Annotated in this window: 20 protein-coding genes; 4 read left to right on the top strand and 16 right to left on the bottom strand. The window is 37.4% G+C overall.

Features of this window, described 5'->3' with window-relative positions; genetic code table 11:
* From ABS768_RS15555 to mraZ, 3 genes are read right to left on the bottom strand one after another with little or no spacing between them, the layout of a single operon-like run.
* Positions 1 to 321 (bottom strand): FtsL-like putative cell division protein, encoded by a 321-nt coding sequence (locus ABS768_RS15555; protein WP_157484448.1) that lies wholly within the window; start codon positions 319 to 321, stop codon positions 1 to 3.
* Between the two features lie 4 nt (positions 322 to 325).
* Positions 326 to 1,234, bottom strand: coding sequence for a 16S rRNA (cytosine(1402)-N(4))-methyltransferase RsmH (gene rsmH / locus ABS768_RS15550; protein ID WP_408075870.1), 909 nt, complete (start codon positions 1,232 to 1,234; stop codon positions 326 to 328).
* A complete protein-coding gene (mraZ, locus tag ABS768_RS15545; RefSeq protein ID WP_408075869.1) occupies positions 1,209 to 1,682 on the bottom strand; it encodes a division/cell wall cluster transcriptional repressor MraZ in 474 nt (157 codons plus the stop codon). The genes rsmH and mraZ overlap by 26 nt, the downstream gene beginning before the upstream one ends.
* Before the next feature lie 405 nt (positions 1,683 to 2,087).
* Here mraZ and ABS768_RS15540 point away from each other — a divergent pair, with 405 nt between their 5' ends.
* Both ABS768_RS15540 and yihA read left to right on the top strand, forming a co-directional pair.
* Entirely contained in the window at positions 2,088 to 2,849 is a 762-nt protein-coding gene (locus ABS768_RS15540) for an alpha/beta fold hydrolase (protein ID WP_408075868.1), read from the top strand.
* 118 nt (positions 2,850 to 2,967) lie between these two features.
* A complete protein-coding gene (gene yihA, locus ABS768_RS15535) occupies positions 2,968 to 3,588 on the top strand; it encodes a ribosome biogenesis GTP-binding protein YihA/YsxC (RefSeq protein WP_408075867.1) in 621 nt (206 codons plus the stop codon).
* Here yihA and ABS768_RS15530 read toward each other — a convergent pair whose 3' ends face one another.
* Genes ABS768_RS15530 through gldB form a run of 3 tightly spaced genes read right to left on the bottom strand, consistent with a single transcriptional unit; the run spans position 3,589 to position 5,403 of the window.
* A complete protein-coding gene (locus tag ABS768_RS15530; RefSeq protein WP_408075866.1) occupies positions 3,589 to 4,053 on the bottom strand; it encodes a GNAT family N-acetyltransferase in 465 nt (154 codons plus the stop codon).
* Between the two features lie 34 nt (positions 4,054 to 4,087).
* A complete protein-coding gene (gldC, locus tag ABS768_RS15525; RefSeq protein ID WP_408075865.1) occupies positions 4,088 to 4,435 on the bottom strand; it encodes a gliding motility protein GldC in 348 nt (115 codons plus the stop codon).
* On the bottom strand, positions 4,435 to 5,403 hold the full coding sequence (gene gldB / locus ABS768_RS15520) for a gliding motility lipoprotein GldB (protein WP_408075864.1): 969 nt from the start codon (positions 5,401 to 5,403) through the stop codon (positions 4,435 to 4,437). The genes gldC and gldB overlap by 1 nt, the downstream gene beginning before the upstream one ends.
* 98 nt (positions 5,404 to 5,501) lie before the next feature.
* Here gldB and nadE point away from each other — a divergent pair, with 98 nt between their 5' ends.
* Both nadE and ABS768_RS15510 read left to right on the top strand, forming a co-directional pair.
* On the top strand, positions 5,502 to 6,308 hold the full coding sequence (gene nadE, locus ABS768_RS15515) for an NAD(+) synthase (RefSeq protein WP_408075863.1): 807 nt from the start codon (positions 5,502 to 5,504) through the stop codon (positions 6,306 to 6,308).
* A gap of 86 nt (positions 6,309 to 6,394) precedes the next feature.
* The gene (locus ABS768_RS15510) at positions 6,395 to 7,024 is read left to right on the top strand and encodes a LuxR C-terminal-related transcriptional regulator (protein WP_408075862.1); all 630 of its coding nucleotides are present in this window, start codon (positions 6,395 to 6,397) and stop codon (positions 7,022 to 7,024) included.
* A 112-nt stretch (positions 7,025 to 7,136) separates the two neighbouring features.
* Here the strand turns inward: ABS768_RS15510 and dnaG are convergent, their stop codons facing one another.
* From dnaG to ABS768_RS15460, 10 genes are all read right to left on the bottom strand, one after another.
* Entirely contained in the window at positions 7,137 to 9,113 is a 1,977-nt protein-coding gene (dnaG, locus tag ABS768_RS15505) for a DNA primase (RefSeq protein ID WP_408075861.1), read from the bottom strand.
* Positions 9,114 to 9,187: 74 nt separating this feature from the next.
* Positions 9,188 to 10,609 carry an SDR family oxidoreductase gene (locus ABS768_RS15500; protein WP_408075860.1) on the bottom strand — a complete coding sequence of 474 codons (1,422 nt, stop codon included), beginning with the start codon at positions 10,607 to 10,609 and terminating at the stop codon, positions 9,188 to 9,190.
* 80 nt (positions 10,610 to 10,689) lie between these two features.
* A complete protein-coding gene (locus ABS768_RS15495; protein ID WP_408075859.1) occupies positions 10,690 to 11,352 on the bottom strand; it encodes a response regulator in 663 nt (220 codons plus the stop codon).
* Positions 11,345 to 12,139 (bottom strand): sensor histidine kinase, encoded by a 795-nt coding sequence (locus ABS768_RS15490; RefSeq protein WP_408075858.1) that lies wholly within the window; start codon positions 12,137 to 12,139, stop codon positions 11,345 to 11,347. Before ABS768_RS15490 ends, ABS768_RS15495 begins: the two co-directional genes overlap by 8 nt.
* A 64-nt stretch (positions 12,140 to 12,203) precedes the next feature.
* A complete protein-coding gene (locus tag ABS768_RS15485; protein WP_408075857.1) occupies positions 12,204 to 12,509 on the bottom strand; it encodes a hypothetical protein in 306 nt (101 codons plus the stop codon).
* Between the two features lie 535 nt (positions 12,510 to 13,044).
* Entirely contained in the window at positions 13,045 to 13,359 is a 315-nt protein-coding gene (locus tag ABS768_RS15480; RefSeq protein ID WP_408075856.1) for a hypothetical protein, read from the bottom strand.
* Positions 13,360 to 13,551: 192 nt separating this feature from the next.
* The gene (locus ABS768_RS15475; RefSeq protein ID WP_408075855.1) at positions 13,552 to 14,592 is read right to left on the bottom strand and encodes a hypothetical protein; all 1,041 of its coding nucleotides are present in this window, start codon (positions 14,590 to 14,592) and stop codon (positions 13,552 to 13,554) included.
* A 31-nt stretch (positions 14,593 to 14,623) separates the two neighbouring features.
* The gene (locus ABS768_RS15470) at positions 14,624 to 15,337 is read right to left on the bottom strand and encodes a hypothetical protein (protein ID WP_408075854.1); all 714 of its coding nucleotides are present in this window, start codon (positions 15,335 to 15,337) and stop codon (positions 14,624 to 14,626) included.
* Entirely contained in the window at positions 15,324 to 15,884 is a 561-nt protein-coding gene (locus ABS768_RS15465; RefSeq protein WP_408075853.1) for an RNA polymerase sigma factor, read from the bottom strand. Before ABS768_RS15465 ends, ABS768_RS15470 begins: the two co-directional genes overlap by 14 nt.
* 149 nt (positions 15,885 to 16,033) lie before the next feature.
* Positions 16,034 to 17,011: a polyprenyl synthetase family protein gene (locus tag ABS768_RS15460; RefSeq protein WP_408075852.1), complete on the bottom strand. Its 978-nt coding sequence runs from the start codon at positions 17,009 to 17,011 to the stop codon at positions 16,034 to 16,036.
* Between the last annotated feature and the right edge of the window lie 55 nt (positions 17,012 to 17,066).

The raw sequence follows: 17,066 nt of genomic DNA, 5'->3' as shown, positions 1-17,066 counted from the left end.
TTAATCTTCCGTTTTATAAACCTTTATCTTCTTTGGCGGAACCGATGCCGGATAAATTCCCTTCGGCTCCATTTTTTTTGATATTGTGGACTCCATTTTAAGCTTCATCAGTTGAGACCTCATATCCACAAACTCCGACCGCAGCTTTTTAACCTCATCATTCAGTTCGGTTTTACGATACACCTTTTGCTCATAATTGTGCGAATTTGCAATAAGCACCATAGCTACTAAAATCAGAAACACGATAAAGCGCCAGTTTTTAACCGACCCCTCATCTACCAGATATTTAGCTTTCAGTAAACCGTAAACACCACCTTTCATGACCTTATAGTTTTTCTGCAATTCTTAACTTGGCACTTCTTGCCCTGTTATTAACCTCTATTTCTTCCTCTGTAGGAACGATTAGTTTTCCAACCGCTTTTAAAGGCACTTCAAAATTCCCGAACATATCACGCTCAGGCTCTCCTTCAAACATACCGTTCCTTATAAAGCGTTTTACCAACCTATCTTCAAGCGAGTGGTACGAAATAACACTCAACCTTCCACCCGGCCTTAACACCTCTAGAGTCTGCTCTAAGAACTCTTTTAGCACATCAATCTCCTGATTCACCTCTATACGGATAGCCTGATAGATTTGCGCGAGTATCTTATTACTTTTATGAGCCGGTAAAAAACGGCTAAGCACCTGCTTAAGCTGTTCAGTACTTTTTATACTATTATCACGCCTTGCATTTACTATAGTATTTGCCAGCGCTCCTGCATTTTTAAGCTCTCCATAGTCAAAAAACATTTTTTTAAGCTGCTGTTCCTCATACTCATTTACCACATTGTAAGCACTAACAGCACTTTTTTGATTCATACGCATATCCAGCTCAGCATCAAAACGGGTAGAAAAACCACGTTCTGCCACATCAAACTGATGTGAGGAAACACCAAAATCTCCTAGTACTCCGTCTACCTCCTTAATACCATAAAACCTCAAGTACCTTTTTAAGAACCTGAAGTTTTCCGGAATCAAAGTAAATCTGTCGTCCTGTATCACATTTGCCTGCGCATCCTCATCCTGATCAAAAGCAAACAGTTTCCCGTTAGGACCCAACCTACTCATTATCTCCCTGGAGTGCCCTCCGCCACCAAAGGTGACATCCACATACACCCCGTCCGGTTTTATATCGAGTCCGTCTACGGTTTCTTTCAGCAAAACCGGGTTATGATATTCCATCGTCGTCATCATTTAAATTCCCCATTACTTCTTCTGCAAGATCAGCAAAATCAACAACCGAGTCGTCTATTGATTTTTCATACTTATCTTTGTCCCAAATCTCAACAATGTTAACCGCCGAAGAAAGCACTATCTCTTTATCAATCCCTGCAAAAGCAACAAGATCTTTTGAAATCAATAGCCTACCGGCAGCATCTATCTCCACGATTTTCACACCTGCTGTAAACCTGCGGATGAAATCGTTATTCTTCTTTACAAAACGATTCAGCTTATTTATTTTCTGCATCATTTTATCCCACTCTGCCATTGGATACAATTCCAGACATGGTTGAAAAACCGAGCGTTTTAAAACGAAACCATCTTCCAGGCCGGCATGCAATTGTTTCTTCAAAGGGGCAGGAATCATCAGCCTTCCCTTCGAATCTACCTTACATTCATATGTCCCTACAATGGTATTCAAGCAGTTACGTTTTGGGTTGTTTATTAGCAAATATATGGAAATATTTACCACTTATTACCACTTCCTACCACTTTGTTAATAAGTTTTACCCTCACATACCCACATGACAGAATTTTCTGCTACTCATCTCATTACTAACCTTTAAATAAATTTTAGCTTTTAAAAAGATATGATAGGGATTTTTTAATTTTTTAAGACTTATTAACACCTACACTAAAAAAATTTAATTTTTTGAGAATAGATTATTTTTTTAACATTAAAAATTAAAAATCAGGTATTTACACTCCAAAAAAGAGCTAAGTGATGCTTGCTGAATAAATTTCGCATGCATGCATAAAAATAAAGCCCGAATATTATCTATAATATTATATATTTGTGCATATTTGAAATTGTTACAAATTTAACATGCATACCACCAAGAAAGAAGGTAAATACACTTATTATGAAGCCGGTGAAGGCACTCCGATAATCATACTTCATGGACTTATGGGAGGACTGAGTAACTTTGACGGTGTTGCAAAATACTTCCCGAAAGAAGGCTATAAAGTAGTTATCCCTGAACTGCCTATATACACACAGAGTATTTTAAAGACTAACGTAAAGGCTTTTGCTAAGTGGGTAAAAGACTTTATTACCCATATGGGATATGACAGGGTTATAATGCTGGGCAACTCCCTTGGGGGACATATAGCATTATACCATACTAAAATGTATCCTGAAAAAATGCTGGGACTTATCATTACCGGAAGCTCAGGGTTATACGAAAGTGCAATGGGTGACAGTTACCCAAGACGTGGCGACTATGAATACATTAAAAGAAAAGCTCAGGATGTATTTTATGACCCGGCGGTAGCAACAAAAGAAATCGTTGACGAGGTTTTTGAAACAGCTAACGACAGGCTTAAGCTTATAAAAACCCTTACGATTGCAAAAAGCGCCATACGCCACAACATGGCTAATGACCTTCCTAAAATGCACATTCCTACCTGTATTATATGGGGGCGAAACGATAAGGTTACACCTCCTGAAGTTGCAGAGGAGTTCCACAGCTTACTACCAAACTCTGACTTATACTGGATTGACCAGTGCGGACACGCAGCCATGATGGAGCATCCGGATGAGTTTAACAGACTAATGCACGAATGGCTTAAAAAGTCAAACATATAAAAATACAGAATCCGGCTCCTGCCGGATTTTTAATATAATCCCGTACATAATACCATTTGTATATTTATACCTAAATTTGCAGACATACGGCCTGGCCGGGAAACCAAAATTTTAAAAGATGAAGATAGATACAGCCGAATTTATTATCAGTAACTCTGACGTAAGCAAATGCCCTAAGGAACCACTTCCTGAGTACGCCTTTATAGGACGCTCTAACGTTGGAAAGTCATCCCTTATAAACATGCTTACCAATAATAAGAACTTGGCTAAAACTTCATCCAAGCCCGGAAAAACACAACTTATAAACCATTTCAAGATAAACAGTAACTGGTTTTTGGTCGACTTACCGGGATATGGTTATGCAAAGGTTTCAAAACATACCAAACAGGTTTTCCAAAAATTCATTACCGAATATTTTGAGAAACGTGAACAACTGGTATGCGCTTTTGTTTTAATTGACATTAGGCACGAGGCTCAAAAAATAGACCTTGAGTTTATTAACTACCTTGGTGAGACTGAAGTTCCCTTCTGTATTATTTTTACCAAAGCCGATAAAATAAGTAAAGGAAAAATAAGTCAGCATATTGCAGCTTATAAAAAGCAGCTTTTAGCAAACAACTGGGAAGAAATGCCTCCGCATTTTGTAACCTCATCACAGGATGGTACAGGTCGCGACACTCTATTAGAGTATATAGACGAGGTAAACCAATCGATATTCAATAATACCGATTTTGTATAATCACAATAGCTTTTCCATAAAGTAATTAGTTAATACCTGTCCGTTTCGCTCCACCTGCTGTTGTTTCAACACAGTATAGCCATGCTTTTCAAAAAAGGGTTTTGCCGTTATTGAAGCTGCCACCGTTATCCTGCTAACACTATTAGCAATGATATACTGTTCTATAGCTTCCTTAATTAAAGTAGCCACACCACACCCCTGGTGATCTTTATGCACAAAAAGATGATCAAAATACCCCGATGCATCAATATCACCAAAACCTGCAATAACACCGTTGTGTTCTGCCACTATCGTGTAGTTTTGGGAAAGCACCTTAGACCAACGGTTATAATCCAGTTCGGCCGGAGCCCATGCATCCAGTTGCGCATCGGTATAGTCCTTTTTATTTACCGTATGGACGGTTTGGTAAAACAGGCTTACTACCTCATTACAGTCTTCTTCTTTATATTGGCGAATGGTATACATATATACAAGCAAAAAGCGGCCGGAGCCGCTTTAATTAATTATCGTCTTTTTTAAGCTCAAGCTTCTCAGCAAAGTAATCACAAAAGTCTCTCATGGTCTCTGCCATCTTAGTTTCGGTAGTAGCACGCTCAAAAGTATGTGACATGGAAACCAGTGTTTGGTGGAAAAATACCTTCATTTCATCTACCGGCATATCTTTAGTCCATAAATCAATACGCATGCTCTCCTGGTTTTTAGGATCCCACACCGAAAGCATCATGGCTTTCGTTTCCTGATTTACAACACCACCATCGCGGGCTGTCCATCTCAGTTTCTCAGGAACTCTGTTCTCATCAAGCTCAACGTTTACTTTTATCTCTGATTTAAGTGTATTCTTAGACATTATTTTTTGGGTTTGTATTTAGAGTTATCAAAAATTGTTTTCGCATCCGTGTTTAAAAGATCCTGCAAAGTTACATCTTTATTGTTTTCCATGTATGCCCTAACAATTTGCCACCCCATCCAGACACCTAACCTACCCGGAGATTCGTTATCCAACTCAAGGTAAAACTTAGAGAAAGGTGCCGGGTTTACAAAGCGTGCAGCCAGTTTAGCATCGGTATCAAATAAAAGTTTGTTCTCTACAAAGTAGCGCCAAATTTCAGATTCATTTTCTTCTGCCCATAGTTCCTGTTCTTCAGTATAGCCCATTTTAGCCGCATCTGTAGTATTAGGAATAATAACATCTTTCATATAAAGCTCCTTACCAAAATATACTATAAGCGCCAAAAATGTTCTGTTTTTAGGAGGTGCAATGTAATCTGTCGCGAAAGACGAAACCACATCAGGCACTATCTGGTTTGGCTCAAAAGTCTGCACCTGATAACTAGGTAAACCATCATACAGTTTATTATCCTTACCTAAATACAGATTAATAGGTATAGCTACCATATTTATTTCCGGCGAGTATACTGCCCTTTGACTTTCATCATCAGATATAATGGTAAATACCTCAGGCGTATTAAAATCGTTAAAATAATATTTTATGTGTTTGAATGCCGACTCCAAGTCCCCTTCAAGTGTGTTGAATTTGGTAAACTCCTTATCGGTTTCCTCTTTCAGCTGACGCATAAAAGGATCATTCATATTATTCACCCATACCGAATCAGGGAAGTTTTCAGGAAAAAAATAAGGATAAGCCTTTTTCAGCTTCGGCAAATCTTCTGGTTTGCTATTATAGAATACATCGTCAAACCTTACAATTTCAACCTCACCCACCTCTACTTTATCAATTTCTTTTTCAATTTCGTTCTTACCGTTACACGATATTAATACAAGCGGAAAGATTAAAAACAGAATATATTTCTTCATAATTTGTGTTGTTATTTAAAGTTTTCCTGTTTGGAATTATTTACTTTTATAGAGTATTTTTGTGCAAATATACATTACTAAACCTAATACCAAATATAATGGCTGCAACCCGAAAATTTAAAACCGAAACTGCAAACGAATATATTGTAAACTGGCTGCGTGATTATGCAACTAACGCAAAAGTAAAAGGTTTTGTTGTAGGAATATCGGGCGGAATTGATTCGGCAGTAACATCCAGCCTTTGTGCTCAAACCGGTTTACCTACACTATGTGTGGAGATGCCTATACACCAGGCCCAAAATCAGGTTAGCCGAGGCAGGGAACACATAAAGCAGCTTATGGAAAGGTTTGATAATGTATTTACAGTGGAGGCCGACCTTACCCCTGTTTTTGAAACTTTTAGAAAACAGGTTCCCGAAACCGAAAACCAATACCTGCAGGACTTAACTCTTGCTAACACAAGAGCCCGACTAAGAATGACTACCCTGTACTACTTTGCCGGGATAAACAGTGCCCTTGTAGCAGGAACAGGCAATAAAGTAGAAGATTTTGGAGTTGGTTTCTTTACCAAATATGGTGACGGCGGTGTAGACCTTAGCCCTATTGCCGATTTAATGAAATCGGAAGTACGTGAACTTGCTAAATATCTTAAAGTTCCGGAGAGTATTATTGTTGCAAAACCTACCGACGGATTGTTTGGTGATGACCGTAGTGATGAAGATCAGTTAGGGGCAAGTTATGACGAACTGGAATGGGCAATGCTCGAAGCTGAAAAAGGGAAAAAGCATGACGACTTTACCGGCAGGCAAAAAGAGGTTTTTAACATTTATTTAAGATTAAACGCTATTAACCAGCACAAAATGAACCCAATACCGGTATGTGAGATACCATTAAATTTGAAATAAAATTCTTTCATTCACAATACTTTAAGATTTTAATAAGATTTTAATTGCTAACTTTACTGTAAGTTTTAACTCAAAAAATAGCAATTATGATCAAACTATGCTTAGCGGATAACCATCCTGTAGTACACTACGGAATGAAGGCATATTTTAGCGAAAATCCGGAAATCAGCTTTGCAGGGGTGGTAAACAATCTGGAAGGGCTTATGGACGTGCTGAAAAAAAAGACTGTTGATGCCGCCATTATTGACCTGGAGTTAGACGGCTTAACGAGTATAAGCTCTGTTAAATCTCTTGTTAAAGACTATCCCGACACCAAGATTGTGATTTTTACCAATCTTGCAGAACAGATATATGCTCCAAATGCCTTAAAGGCGGGAGTATCAGCTTATGTACACAAAAATGCCCGAATGGAAGATCTTGAAGATGCCATTAAAAGGGTAATGCAGGGGGAAGTGGTATTTAGCGATCTTGTTAAAAAGAACCTTGCACTGCTTAATAAGGGTAAAAAATCTGAAAGACTCTACAGAAAGCTTTCTTCACGTGAGATTGAAGTATTACGCTACTTAAGTGAGGGTAAAAAGAATAAGGAAATAGCAAAACTGCTTGACCTTAATGAAAAAACTATAAGTACTTATAAATTAAGGTTACTTACCAAACTGCACGTTACTAACTTAGTAGACTTAGTTAACAAAGCTAAAACACTGGAAATAGTTTAACCCTAACATTCATTCCGGAAAAACAACTCTACCAAACCAATCACCTTTATATATTATCGAATTTTTTTGAGATGCTTTATATAAACATAAACGCATCGTGGGATAGTATTGCCTATGTAGTGCGTATACGCTCTATACGTTTAAGTACGTTTTTATTAAGCTCGGTATAATCCATGATATCCTGCATAGCCTCACTGTTATCTCCATCGGGTGTAATTTGTGCTATGAGCTCATGTATAAGCTTTGTAATAAGGCGTGACCTTAAATCAAAAATGATTTGGGTAACATGTTCCTCCACGGTCATGTCTTTAAGCTTAACCGGAATTTGCTGCTTGTCTTCCCATTCGCTTAGCAAATACCTGTCGTCATCCATATAAATATCAGACACTACATTTTGCAACTCAGAAGGAAGATGATTAACAAAGTTTTCCTGCTTGATTTCTTTATTAAGATAAATATCTATAAGCTGCTTATAAAGGGCACTGAATGTAGGGTGAGTAAATTCTACCTCATCTTCCTGTAAGTTAAGGTAAACCCACTCATACACTTTACAGGCTTGGGTTTCGGTAAAGTTCACCTCATCCCCAAATTCGTTATACTTGGTAAATACGTTTTTAAACTCGCAATCTTTATCTCCATACAACTGTAAAGCCTTTACAATTTCGTACTCAATACCACTTAGATCGTCAGGCCTAATTTTCTGTTCAGTTGGTATCTCTTCCACTACAGGCTGCAAAGCTTTAGCTTTTTGCTCCTCCTTCATTTTCTTACCGGCTTCGGCTATATCCTTTTGCACCAACTGTGCCAGTGTACTTATAAGTACCTGTTCAGATATATCCATAATACGGGCACATTCCTGTATGTATACCTCCTGCTGAATCCTATCGGGTATTTTTGAGATACTATTTACAATATCTCTTATAAGTCCGGCTTTTTTTACAGGATCGTTTTTAGCCTCATCCATAAGAAGGGAAGCCTTAAACTGAATAAAATCCTTCGCGTTATCCTGCAGGTAAGCAATAAGCTCATCATAAGATGATTTTTTAGCAAAACTATCAGGATCTTCGCCATCGGGGAATGTACAAACCTTTACATTCATACCTTCCTCAAGGATAAGGTCTATACCCCTAAGCGATGCCCTAAGCCCCGCCGCATCTCCGTCAAAAAGTACCGTAATGTTTTTGGTAAGCCTGTTTACAAGACGAATCTGATCGGGGGTTAAAGCAGTACCGGAAGATGCCACAACATTTTCCACACCTGCCTGATGCAGTTGTATCACATCGGTATATCCTTCAACCAGGAAACAGTTATCCAGTTTGGCTATAGCCTGCTTTGCATGATAAATACCATACAATACTTTACTTTTATGGTAAATATCACTCTCGGGAGAGTTAAGGTATTTAGCCGCCTTTTTATCATTACCCAAAATACGTCCGCCGAATCCTAAAACACGACCCGACATACTTTGTATAGGAAACATAACACGTCCGCGGAACCTATCGGCATTCCTGCCATCCTCACGCACTATGGTCAATCCTGTTTTTTCAAGGAATTCAAGCTTATACCCTTTGCCAAGAGCCTCTTTGCTAAAAGCATCCCACTCCTCCGGCGAATACCCCAAACCAAACTTTTTGATGGTTTCTCCGGTAAAACCTCTTTCCTTAAAATAAGAATAGCCTATAGCCTGACCTTCGTCGGTATTTAAAAGTGTACTGTGAAAATATTTTTGGGCAAATTCGGAAACCAGATACATACTCTCCCTTTCATTGGCTACTGCCTTCTGCTCGTCTGTCTGTTCTGTTTCCTCAATTTCGATATTGTACCTTTTCGCTAAGTAGCGAATAGCCTCAGGATACGAGAAATGTTCATGCTCCATAAGGAAGGCGACAACATTACCCCCTTTACCCGAACTGAAATCTTTCCATATCTGCTTTACGGGCGATACCATAAACGACGGTGACTTCTCGTTACTAAACGGACTAAGCCCTTTAAAGTTACTACCGGCACGCTTAAGGTTTATAAAATCGCCTATAACCTCCTCAACGCGGGCAGTTTCAAAAACAGTATCTATGGTACTTTGTGAAATCAAGGCTTAGTCAAATATTAAAAAGGGGTGTAAAGTTACAAAGAAATACAGTGATTTAAAGATAGTAATTATCGAGATTACTCCTTACCTGCTAAACTATCTATCATGCCGTTAAAAATAAAGTAATGAAACGGCAGTACCGAATACCAGTACAACCTACCCCACAAGCCTTTAGGCCTAAAAACAGCCCTTTGCCACAGCTTACCCTTCTCTAACCTGAATTCCAGCCAAGCCTCTCCGGGCAGTTTCATTTCGGCATAAAGTAACAGGCGTTTCTCTTTTTTATCAGCAAAAAGCACGCGCCAAAAGTCTAGCGCATCACCTGGTTGTAGTTTAGAAACATGGGTGCGCCCTCTTCTTAACCCTATACCTCCAAACATTTTATCCATAAAACCCCTTGCCTTCCATAAAAAATTGCCGTAGTACCAACCCGTTTGCCCACCCAGAGCCCATATACGGTTAAGTACTTCTTCTTCGTTTGTCACTTTGCGTGACTTTATATCCTTAAAACAACCATATTTAGGGATAGTAATATATTTGGAGATCTTCTCACTAAAGCGTCCGCTAACAATAGAATCTTTCCAACTGGAAAGTATGGCATCTTCTTCTATTTTCTGAAAAGCCTTTTCAACAGCTTCCCTATAGGTTATAGGATGTACGTTTAGTATTTCACTAAGGTTATTAGGTCGTCCTACAATGGTAATCTTCATACTATCTACCAGAGAAGCAGCGAGCTTAAACGTGGTAGAGGTGACAAAATACAACCAGTAAGACGATAGTTTAGGCGTCATTACCGGAAGCGTGAGTATGTACCGTTTAAGCCCCCTTACTTCGGCAAAAATGAGTAACATTTTTTTATAGGTAAGTACCTCGGGACCGTATATATCGTAGTTGTTATTGTAGAGCTGTTTATTCCCTGCTGCCTTAGAAAGATAACTGAGAACATCCCTTATGGCGATGGGCTGTGTTTTTGTGTTAAGCCATTTTGGGGTAACCATAACCGGAAGCTTTTCTACAAGGTCTCTTATAATTTCGAAGGATGCACTACCACTCCCTACTATTATACCCGCCCTGAAAGCGGTAAGAGCATAAGTACCGGTACTAAGCACCTGTTCTACCTGTTTCCTGGAACGCAAATGTTTGGAAAGTACTTCCTCGTTAACAATACCACTTAGATAGATAACCTGCTGTAGTGACGTCCCCTTTACATAGTCTATAAAATTATAGGCACAGGCAAGTTCCTGCTTTTCAAAATCGGCGGAGGCCGACATAGAATGCATTAAATAATAGGCAACATCAATATCTTTAGGGATTTGTACAGCCGAGGAATACACCAAAAAATCAATCTCTATAAAGGTTAGTGATTCCAGATCTTTGAACTCCTCAGGTATCCTGTTAAGGTCTCTCACACAGCATACCAACTCATGCCCGGCTTCCAGCAAAAACGGAATCAGTCTTTTACCGATATAACCTGTGGTACCTGTAACGAGAATTTTCATAGTGTAAGAATAATTCTTATAAAGTTAGTCACAACTTTACAAAAACACACCATAAACAATTGTTATTTAATTACTAAAGACTAACTCAAATCTTCCACATCAAGCAGATTGTGTTTAAGGGCAAATACAATAACACCAATAAAGTTTTTGGCTCCTACTTTTGTTATCATACGTTGCCTGTGAGTTTCAACAGTACGCTGGTGAATAAAAAGTTCTTCGGCTATTTCGGCAGAACTTTTTCCTTTACAGATAAGCTGAATAACCTCTTTCTCTCGGTCACTTAAAAAGTCTTTGTCGGGTTGAAATTCACTCCCTCCCTGCTGGTACAGCATTAAATCTTTTAATACCGAACCCAGTTCGGGTCCTAAATAGAAACCACTGGTATCGAGATTACGAATAGCCAGTTCCAGTTGTTCGGGCTCAGAGTTTTTTGTTACAAAGCCGTGGGCACCGCTTTGCATTACATGCCTTATGGTCTCTTTACTGGATAGCTGAGAAATCATAAGCACTTTAATACTATCATGTACCTTTAGTACTTTACCACAAAGTGTATAGCCATCCATTTCGGGCATTTGGATATCCAGGAGAGCTATATCTACATTTTTATTCTCTTTAAGGTGTGATAAGAAGTCCTTACCGCTGTCGCTTTCATAAACTACCTCAACACCGTCAAAAGTACCTATAAGGGCAGCGAGGCTTTTCCTGAAAAGCTTATGATCGTCTACCAGGGCTACTTTAAGCATGGTTTATGTTTTTTATGGTTATGGTAAATTGGTTTCCTTTTGGCTTTTCTTCGTTTTGAACTATAGTACCCCCTATAGCATGTAACCTGGAGGTAATATTTTTTAGTCCGCTTGCGTTTGGCTTAGCTAAATTCTCTTTAAAGTTAAACGAAATACCGTTATCGCTTATTTCGATTTTAAGGCTATCTTTTTCCTGCTGCAGGTTTATCTCGCACTGACTGACACTACCGTACTTAATCATATTTGTAGTAAGCTCCTGTAACACCCTGAAAAGCTGGTAAGCTACAAGTGGCGGAAGCTCTGCCACTTTGTTAGGGATGATTTCAAACTCAATTTGAGCCTTAGGTCCTACATTATCCAAATGATTTTTAAGCGCAGGAACCAATCCTTCTGTTTCCAGTAAAGGCGGCATAAGGTTATGTGATACGGCACGTGTATTTTGCAGGGCAGCATCTACCCCTTCTTTAATCTCGTCAAAAATAGCCTGGTTTTCTGATTCCTTTTTTGCTAAAACACTAAGGTAGTTTTTTATGGCACTTAAATCCCCCGAAACACCATCATGCAAATCGGCCGCAATACGGGCACGTTCATTCTTCTCACTCTCAAGGCTAACCCTGAGCATATTTTCAGCCTCCTTGCGTTTCATCCTGAAAAAATGTCTTTGGTAGGTAACTACTATAAACATTAGTCCAAATGCTAAAAACAGCATTATTGCTGTACCTATATAAAATAATGATACTACTTCTTCCCCCTGTCCCATCGTATTGTGTATTCTAAAAATCAGCAAAATGGCGGATTTTGCCTTGTACATCAAAAATACAACAAATATCGTGGTTTTAACACAATTTTAATTACGGCTTTTTCACAGTTGCTTTTAATAGCCCTTTTATTATCATAATACGCATAATAAACCCTAAAAACAAAGCCAAAATCCAGTATTTTGATATTAAGCCCGATGATTTATATATTACATCTATAAACAGGAATAAAAAAATACATCCGGTAAAATAAAGCACATTACCTGTTATGAAATAAAATGCCGGGGTTTGCCATAAAGGGACTATTTCTGGTTTCTTAAATAAATCCTTGAACCATAAAACGGTATAGGTAAAAATAAAAATAGTTTCTAAAGCAAGATGATAAGCTTCTATTTTCATATGGTTTTCTAAATTCCAAAAAAACAAAGAAGCAAAAAAGAACATTATAAATATCACCATAAAAAACCTAAATATCAACCTGTAGGACTTCAAAACTTTACTAAAAAAATAACTAAGAGTTAAAAACTCAAACAAAGTATAGGGAGTAACCCAATAGGCAGAAGGCACCCTTAATATGACTGTAAAAATAACTTCATAAAACGCTCCAAAAATGAGCAGATAAACATAAGGTTTTATACCTGAAATCTCAGCTAGATATTTTAGCTTAAATGATTTAAAAAGTAATATATATAAATATATAACACCAAATAACAAATAAGAATAAAACAGTATATCTGAGACCAAATGAATCATTACAAAATAGTTTTATTTTCAATCATGAGTTTCTTTTCTGCTGTTTTTACATATTTAGTAACATGACTGTATGCTTATTAAAAATCGTATATAAAACATTAAAGCCAAATTAACTCTTTGTAAAAGCCTAAGCATACAAACTAGGGATTAGCTCCCTAGTTTGTAATACTAAACATCAAAGTTATTGATTAAGAGGACTTACTGAGTCACAATCAGTTGGACACATTCTCCCTCTGTCCAATAAAAGCCCATCTGTCATATCATTCCCGTTGGCATCTACTCCAACTATTACAACATTTTGTTCATTTCTTACTACATCAAACCCTCTATACATGCGAAGACCTATGCATCCGTCCTGACCTATAACAGATTGTAGTTTTTCACTCCCAAAAAAGAAGCATTTAGGCTCGTTAGGGAATGCAGCCTGATAAGCGTTAGTTAATTCTTTTGCCTCGGTAAGGTCGATAAATTCTCCGGTGTGTTTGTCAATTGGCATATTAATCAATTTTTAATTTATTATGCAAAACTACTAATTATGGTTTTCACTACATCATCTGCAGGAAAATACAATTTACATTTGCGGAAAATACGTAATTTATTTTTGTTAACAAAATGTTAAAAACAAAAAAAGCGCTTCCCGAATTACAAGGAAACGCCTTTTTGAAGTACAAAACTAACCCTAATTTGTCTAATTCAAATCAAATCTTATGCCAAGTGACACATTATTCTGATCTATTTCATTATTTTCGAAAACCGGCTGTAAATCATATTTAACATAAAGGCTAACAGCCTCATATCCAACATATGCACTAAGCCCGTATACAAAATCGTTAACATTATAATTACCTCTGCGCCTTTCTTTTACATCATGCCTATTATCATCTTCATATTTCAAAATTTGTTTTTCTTTTACATTTACTCCGGCATAGCCTCCTAAACCAACCCTAAAGCTATTGTGAGTTGGGTAATATGTTTTATCATCATTTACCTGTTTTTTAGTAAAATCAAATTCTAAATGTACCGGAACTACAAGGTTAACATATCTTAATCGTGCCAAATCAATATCAATTCCGCTGTCAGCAAGTACTGTTTTCCCTTCATCTGTTACAAAAATCTTATCGTCATCAGGCCTTAAGTTATTGTACTGTAAAGACAATCCGTACTTAGCATGCAAAAGGTTGTTATTTCTTAATATTCGGGTATTAAAAGTTAATCCCCATTCATAAAAATCAGATCTGAATTTATAATTGTCATTATCTACCTTACCGTCTGTCATCAATCGGTTAAGACCAAAAGCAAATACAAACTGAGAGGTTGTTCTTTTAAATTCATAATACTTTTTAACAATAGTAGTATCTCTAAACTTAGTAGTACCGGGATCGTAAGTAATTGAAAACGAACGTAAACTTTCTTCAATATTACCATCTATCCTGTCCTGTACCAGCTTATCCAGTTTTTCGCGCTCTACAGCAACACGCTCTTCAATATTGGCAGCTCTTTTTTCGGCAAACTTCAGTTTTCTTTTATCGGCCTCTTCTTTAGTTATGTCATCGGTTTCAAGCAGTTTGTTAACCTCTTCAATCTCAATTTTAAGAGAATCCTTTTCCTCTTTGGAAATCTGGGCAATATTATAGGAAATATCCCTCGCTCTCCTTTCAAAAGTCTGAGCTTCCAATTTACTGGCAGCGAGGCATAGCAAAGCCGTCAGGTAAAAAATTATTGTTTTCATATCCTGTTTTTGTTTTGGTATTGTTTCAAGTTTATTCGATATTTCTATTTACTACAGAGGTCTTAACCGCATTATATTTCTCGGTTATAGTTTGCCATGTTTTACTTCTGTAATTATTATCCAACTGATCTTCAACCTCATTAAGTAGCAAGTTGGCATTTACTTTTACAGTTGGTTTTTCTTTAGAAAGTTTTACACTTAACAGGGTTTCCTCTAAAAGCTTTTCGGCCTCCATATCAGGAGTTAGCGGAGCAGATAATGGAGTACCCGACACTGCTAAATCAGAAGAATTATTAGCTATTGTTCCCGGTTGTGCTTTTATATGTTTTGTTTCTATTTTATTCTCTGCTTTTTTCTTTACCGGAATTTGTGTATGTACTACAGGCTGTTGAGTTACTATTAAAGTAGGCTTAGCTTCTACTTTTTTATTATTATCTAAAATATTACCTATGGTAATACTATCTGCCCCCAAAGTTGTTGCCGGAGCAAGAACCACATTATTCACGTCATCATTAACAACAGGAACATTTTCAGGACTTTGGGTTACTTTAAAAAATAAACTGGCCGTAAGCAATACACCTATAAAACCTGCAGCAGCATACATCCATACACGAACCGGTTTCACCTTTTTCTTTTCTGTAACCGAAAGCATTGCATCCAGTCTGTCCCAAGCTGCATCACTAGGCTGCATAGTCCTGCTGTTTAGCTTTTCTTTAATTTCTTTTTCCCAATTATTCGGTTCCATTAGAGTAACTCTTTAATTTATTAATTTGTTCCTGTAGCATTTTCCTGGCGTGAGAAAGCTGCGATTTTGAAGTCCCTTCGTTAATACTAAGCATTTGGGCAATTTCATGATGCTTATAGCCTTCAACTATATAAAGGTTAAACACCATTTTATAACCTTCAGGGAGATTATCAATCAAACACTGTATCTCTCCTACCGAAAGCTGCCATTCCACATCATTAACCGTCCCTTCGATATAATATTCATCTTCAAGGAAATTCATTTTTTTATTTACCCTTAAATATGAAATACATTCATTAACCATAATCCTTCTTATCCAGCCTTCAAAACTACCTTTATGTTCAAAGTCCTTTAGTTTTGTAAAAACCTTCATAAATGAGGTTATCATAATATCTTCTGCCTGTTGAAGGTCTTTAATGTACTGCCTGCACACGCTTAACATTTTAGGAGAATAAGTAGTATATATTCTGTGCTGGGCATGTCGGTTATTATCGACAGCCAGGCGGATTATATCCTTTTCTTCCTGATGTAAGGCAATTACTTTCAAAGTGTTGGTTATTGGTTGTTTGTTTGGCGTGGTTACAATTTAACCGACTTCTATATACATAGACGATTAGTCATACCAAATAGTTGCATGAAAGGTAGAAAAAAAATAAAACTAAAATTAAAACCCACTGAATTTCAAGGGTTTTTAAATTATATTTTTCTGTCTATAACATAATTTACCATGAGGGTAAGCGCATCTTTATAAGAAGAAGAAGGATAATCAGAAAGTAACATTAAGGCTTCCTGTTGGAACTCTACCATTTTCTTCTCGGCATATTCAAGTCCTTTATGTTCTTTTACAAAATTAATAACCTGTTTAACGCGCTTTTTATCTTTATTGTGATTTTTAATCGAATTGATTAACCACTTCTTTTCGTCTTTGGTACAGGTATTAAGTACATGTATAAGCGGAAGTGTCATTTTTTGTTCCTTGATGTCAATTCCGGTAGGTTTACCTATGGCGTCATCGGTATAATCAAAAAGGTCATCCTTAATTTGAAAAGCCATACCTATAAGCTCACCAAACTTTCTCATTTTTTCCACATGTTCACTATCGGGGTCTACAGAGCAGGCTCCAAGTGAACAGCAGGCAGCTATAAGTGTAGCGGTTTTTTGACGGATAATTTCATAATACACCTCTTCGGTAATATCCAGTCTTCGGGCTTTTTCTATCTGGAGGAGTTCTCCTTCACTCATTTCCCTAACAGCTACCGATATTATCTTTAACAAATCAAAATCACCGTTATCTATAGACAACAGTAATCCTTTTGATAAAAGATAATCACCCACCAAAACGGCAATTTTGTTTTTCCACAATGCATTAATGGAGAAAAAACCACGGCGTTTATTACTATCGTCCACCACATCATCGTGCACAAGGGTTGCTGTATGTATAAGCTCTATAACCGAAGCTCCCCTATAGGTACGTTCATTAACCGTGCCTTTGCTAATCATTTTTGCAGTAAGAAAAACAAACATAGGTCGCATTTGTTTCCCTTTACGGTTTACAATGTAGTAGGTAATCCTGTTAAGCAGTGCAACCTTAGAGGACATGGATTCATGAAACTTTTTTTCAAAAAGTTCCATCTCCTGTAATATAGGCTGCTTTATTTGCTCTGTGATTTTCATTGCGGTTTCAAAGATAGAAAATTGTTTGCTGTGATTACAACAAGAAACCGCAGTA

It is taken from the genome of Flavobacterium rhizophilum (genome assembly GCF_046000485.1).
GTDB lineage: Bacteria > Bacteroidota > Bacteroidia > Flavobacteriales > Flavobacteriaceae > Flavobacterium > Flavobacterium rhizophilum.
Note: the sequence above shows the minus strand (reverse complement) of the source record. Positions and strands in the feature narration are given on the sequence as shown.

Excerpts from the sequence above, each read along its gene's own strand:
- yihA (WP_408075867.1), top strand. The coding sequence starts at position 2,968 with ATGAAGATAGATACAGCCGAATTTATTATCAGTAACTCTGACGTAAGC.
- ABS768_RS15475 (WP_408075855.1), bottom strand. The coding sequence starts at position 14,592 with ATGAAAACAATAATTTTTTACCTGACGGCTTTGCTATGCCTCGCTGCC.
- ABS768_RS15555 (WP_157484448.1), bottom strand. The coding sequence starts at position 321 with ATGAAAGGTGGTGTTTACGGTTTACTGAAAGCTAAATATCTGGTAGAT.
- ABS768_RS15480 (WP_408075856.1), bottom strand. The coding sequence starts at position 13,359 with ATGCCAATTGACAAACACACCGGAGAATTTATCGACCTTACCGAGGCA.
- gldB (WP_408075864.1), bottom strand. The coding sequence starts at position 5,403 with ATGAAGAAATATATTCTGTTTTTAATCTTTCCGCTTGTATTAATATCG.
- ABS768_RS15500 (WP_408075860.1), bottom strand. The coding sequence starts at position 10,609 with ATGAAAATTCTCGTTACAGGTACCACAGGTTATATCGGTAAAAGACTG.
- ABS768_RS15470 (WP_408075854.1), bottom strand. The coding sequence starts at position 15,337 with ATGGAACCGAATAATTGGGAAAAAGAAATTAAAGAAAAGCTAAACAGC.
- ABS768_RS15460 (WP_408075852.1), bottom strand. The coding sequence starts at position 17,011 with ATGAAAATCACAGAGCAAATAAAGCAGCCTATATTACAGGAGATGGAA.
- ABS768_RS15510 (WP_408075862.1), top strand. The coding sequence starts at position 6,395 with ATGATCAAACTATGCTTAGCGGATAACCATCCTGTAGTACACTACGGA.
- ABS768_RS15540 (WP_408075868.1), top strand. The coding sequence starts at position 2,088 with ATGCATACCACCAAGAAAGAAGGTAAATACACTTATTATGAAGCCGGT.
- ABS768_RS15530 (WP_408075866.1), bottom strand. The coding sequence starts at position 4,053 with ATGTATACCATTCGCCAATATAAAGAAGAAGACTGTAATGAGGTAGTA.
- ABS768_RS15495 (WP_408075859.1), bottom strand. The coding sequence starts at position 11,352 with ATGCTTAAAGTAGCCCTGGTAGACGATCATAAGCTTTTCAGGAAAAGC.
- rsmH (WP_408075870.1), bottom strand. The coding sequence starts at position 1,234 with ATGATGACGACGATGGAATATCATAACCCGGTTTTGCTGAAAGAAACC.
- ABS768_RS15485 (WP_408075857.1), bottom strand. The coding sequence starts at position 12,509 with ATGAAAATAGAAGCTTATCATCTTGCTTTAGAAACTATTTTTATTTTT.
- gldC (WP_408075865.1), bottom strand. The coding sequence starts at position 4,435 with ATGTCTAAGAATACACTTAAATCAGAGATAAAAGTAAACGTTGAGCTT.
- nadE (WP_408075863.1), top strand. The coding sequence starts at position 5,502 with ATGGCTGCAACCCGAAAATTTAAAACCGAAACTGCAAACGAATATATT.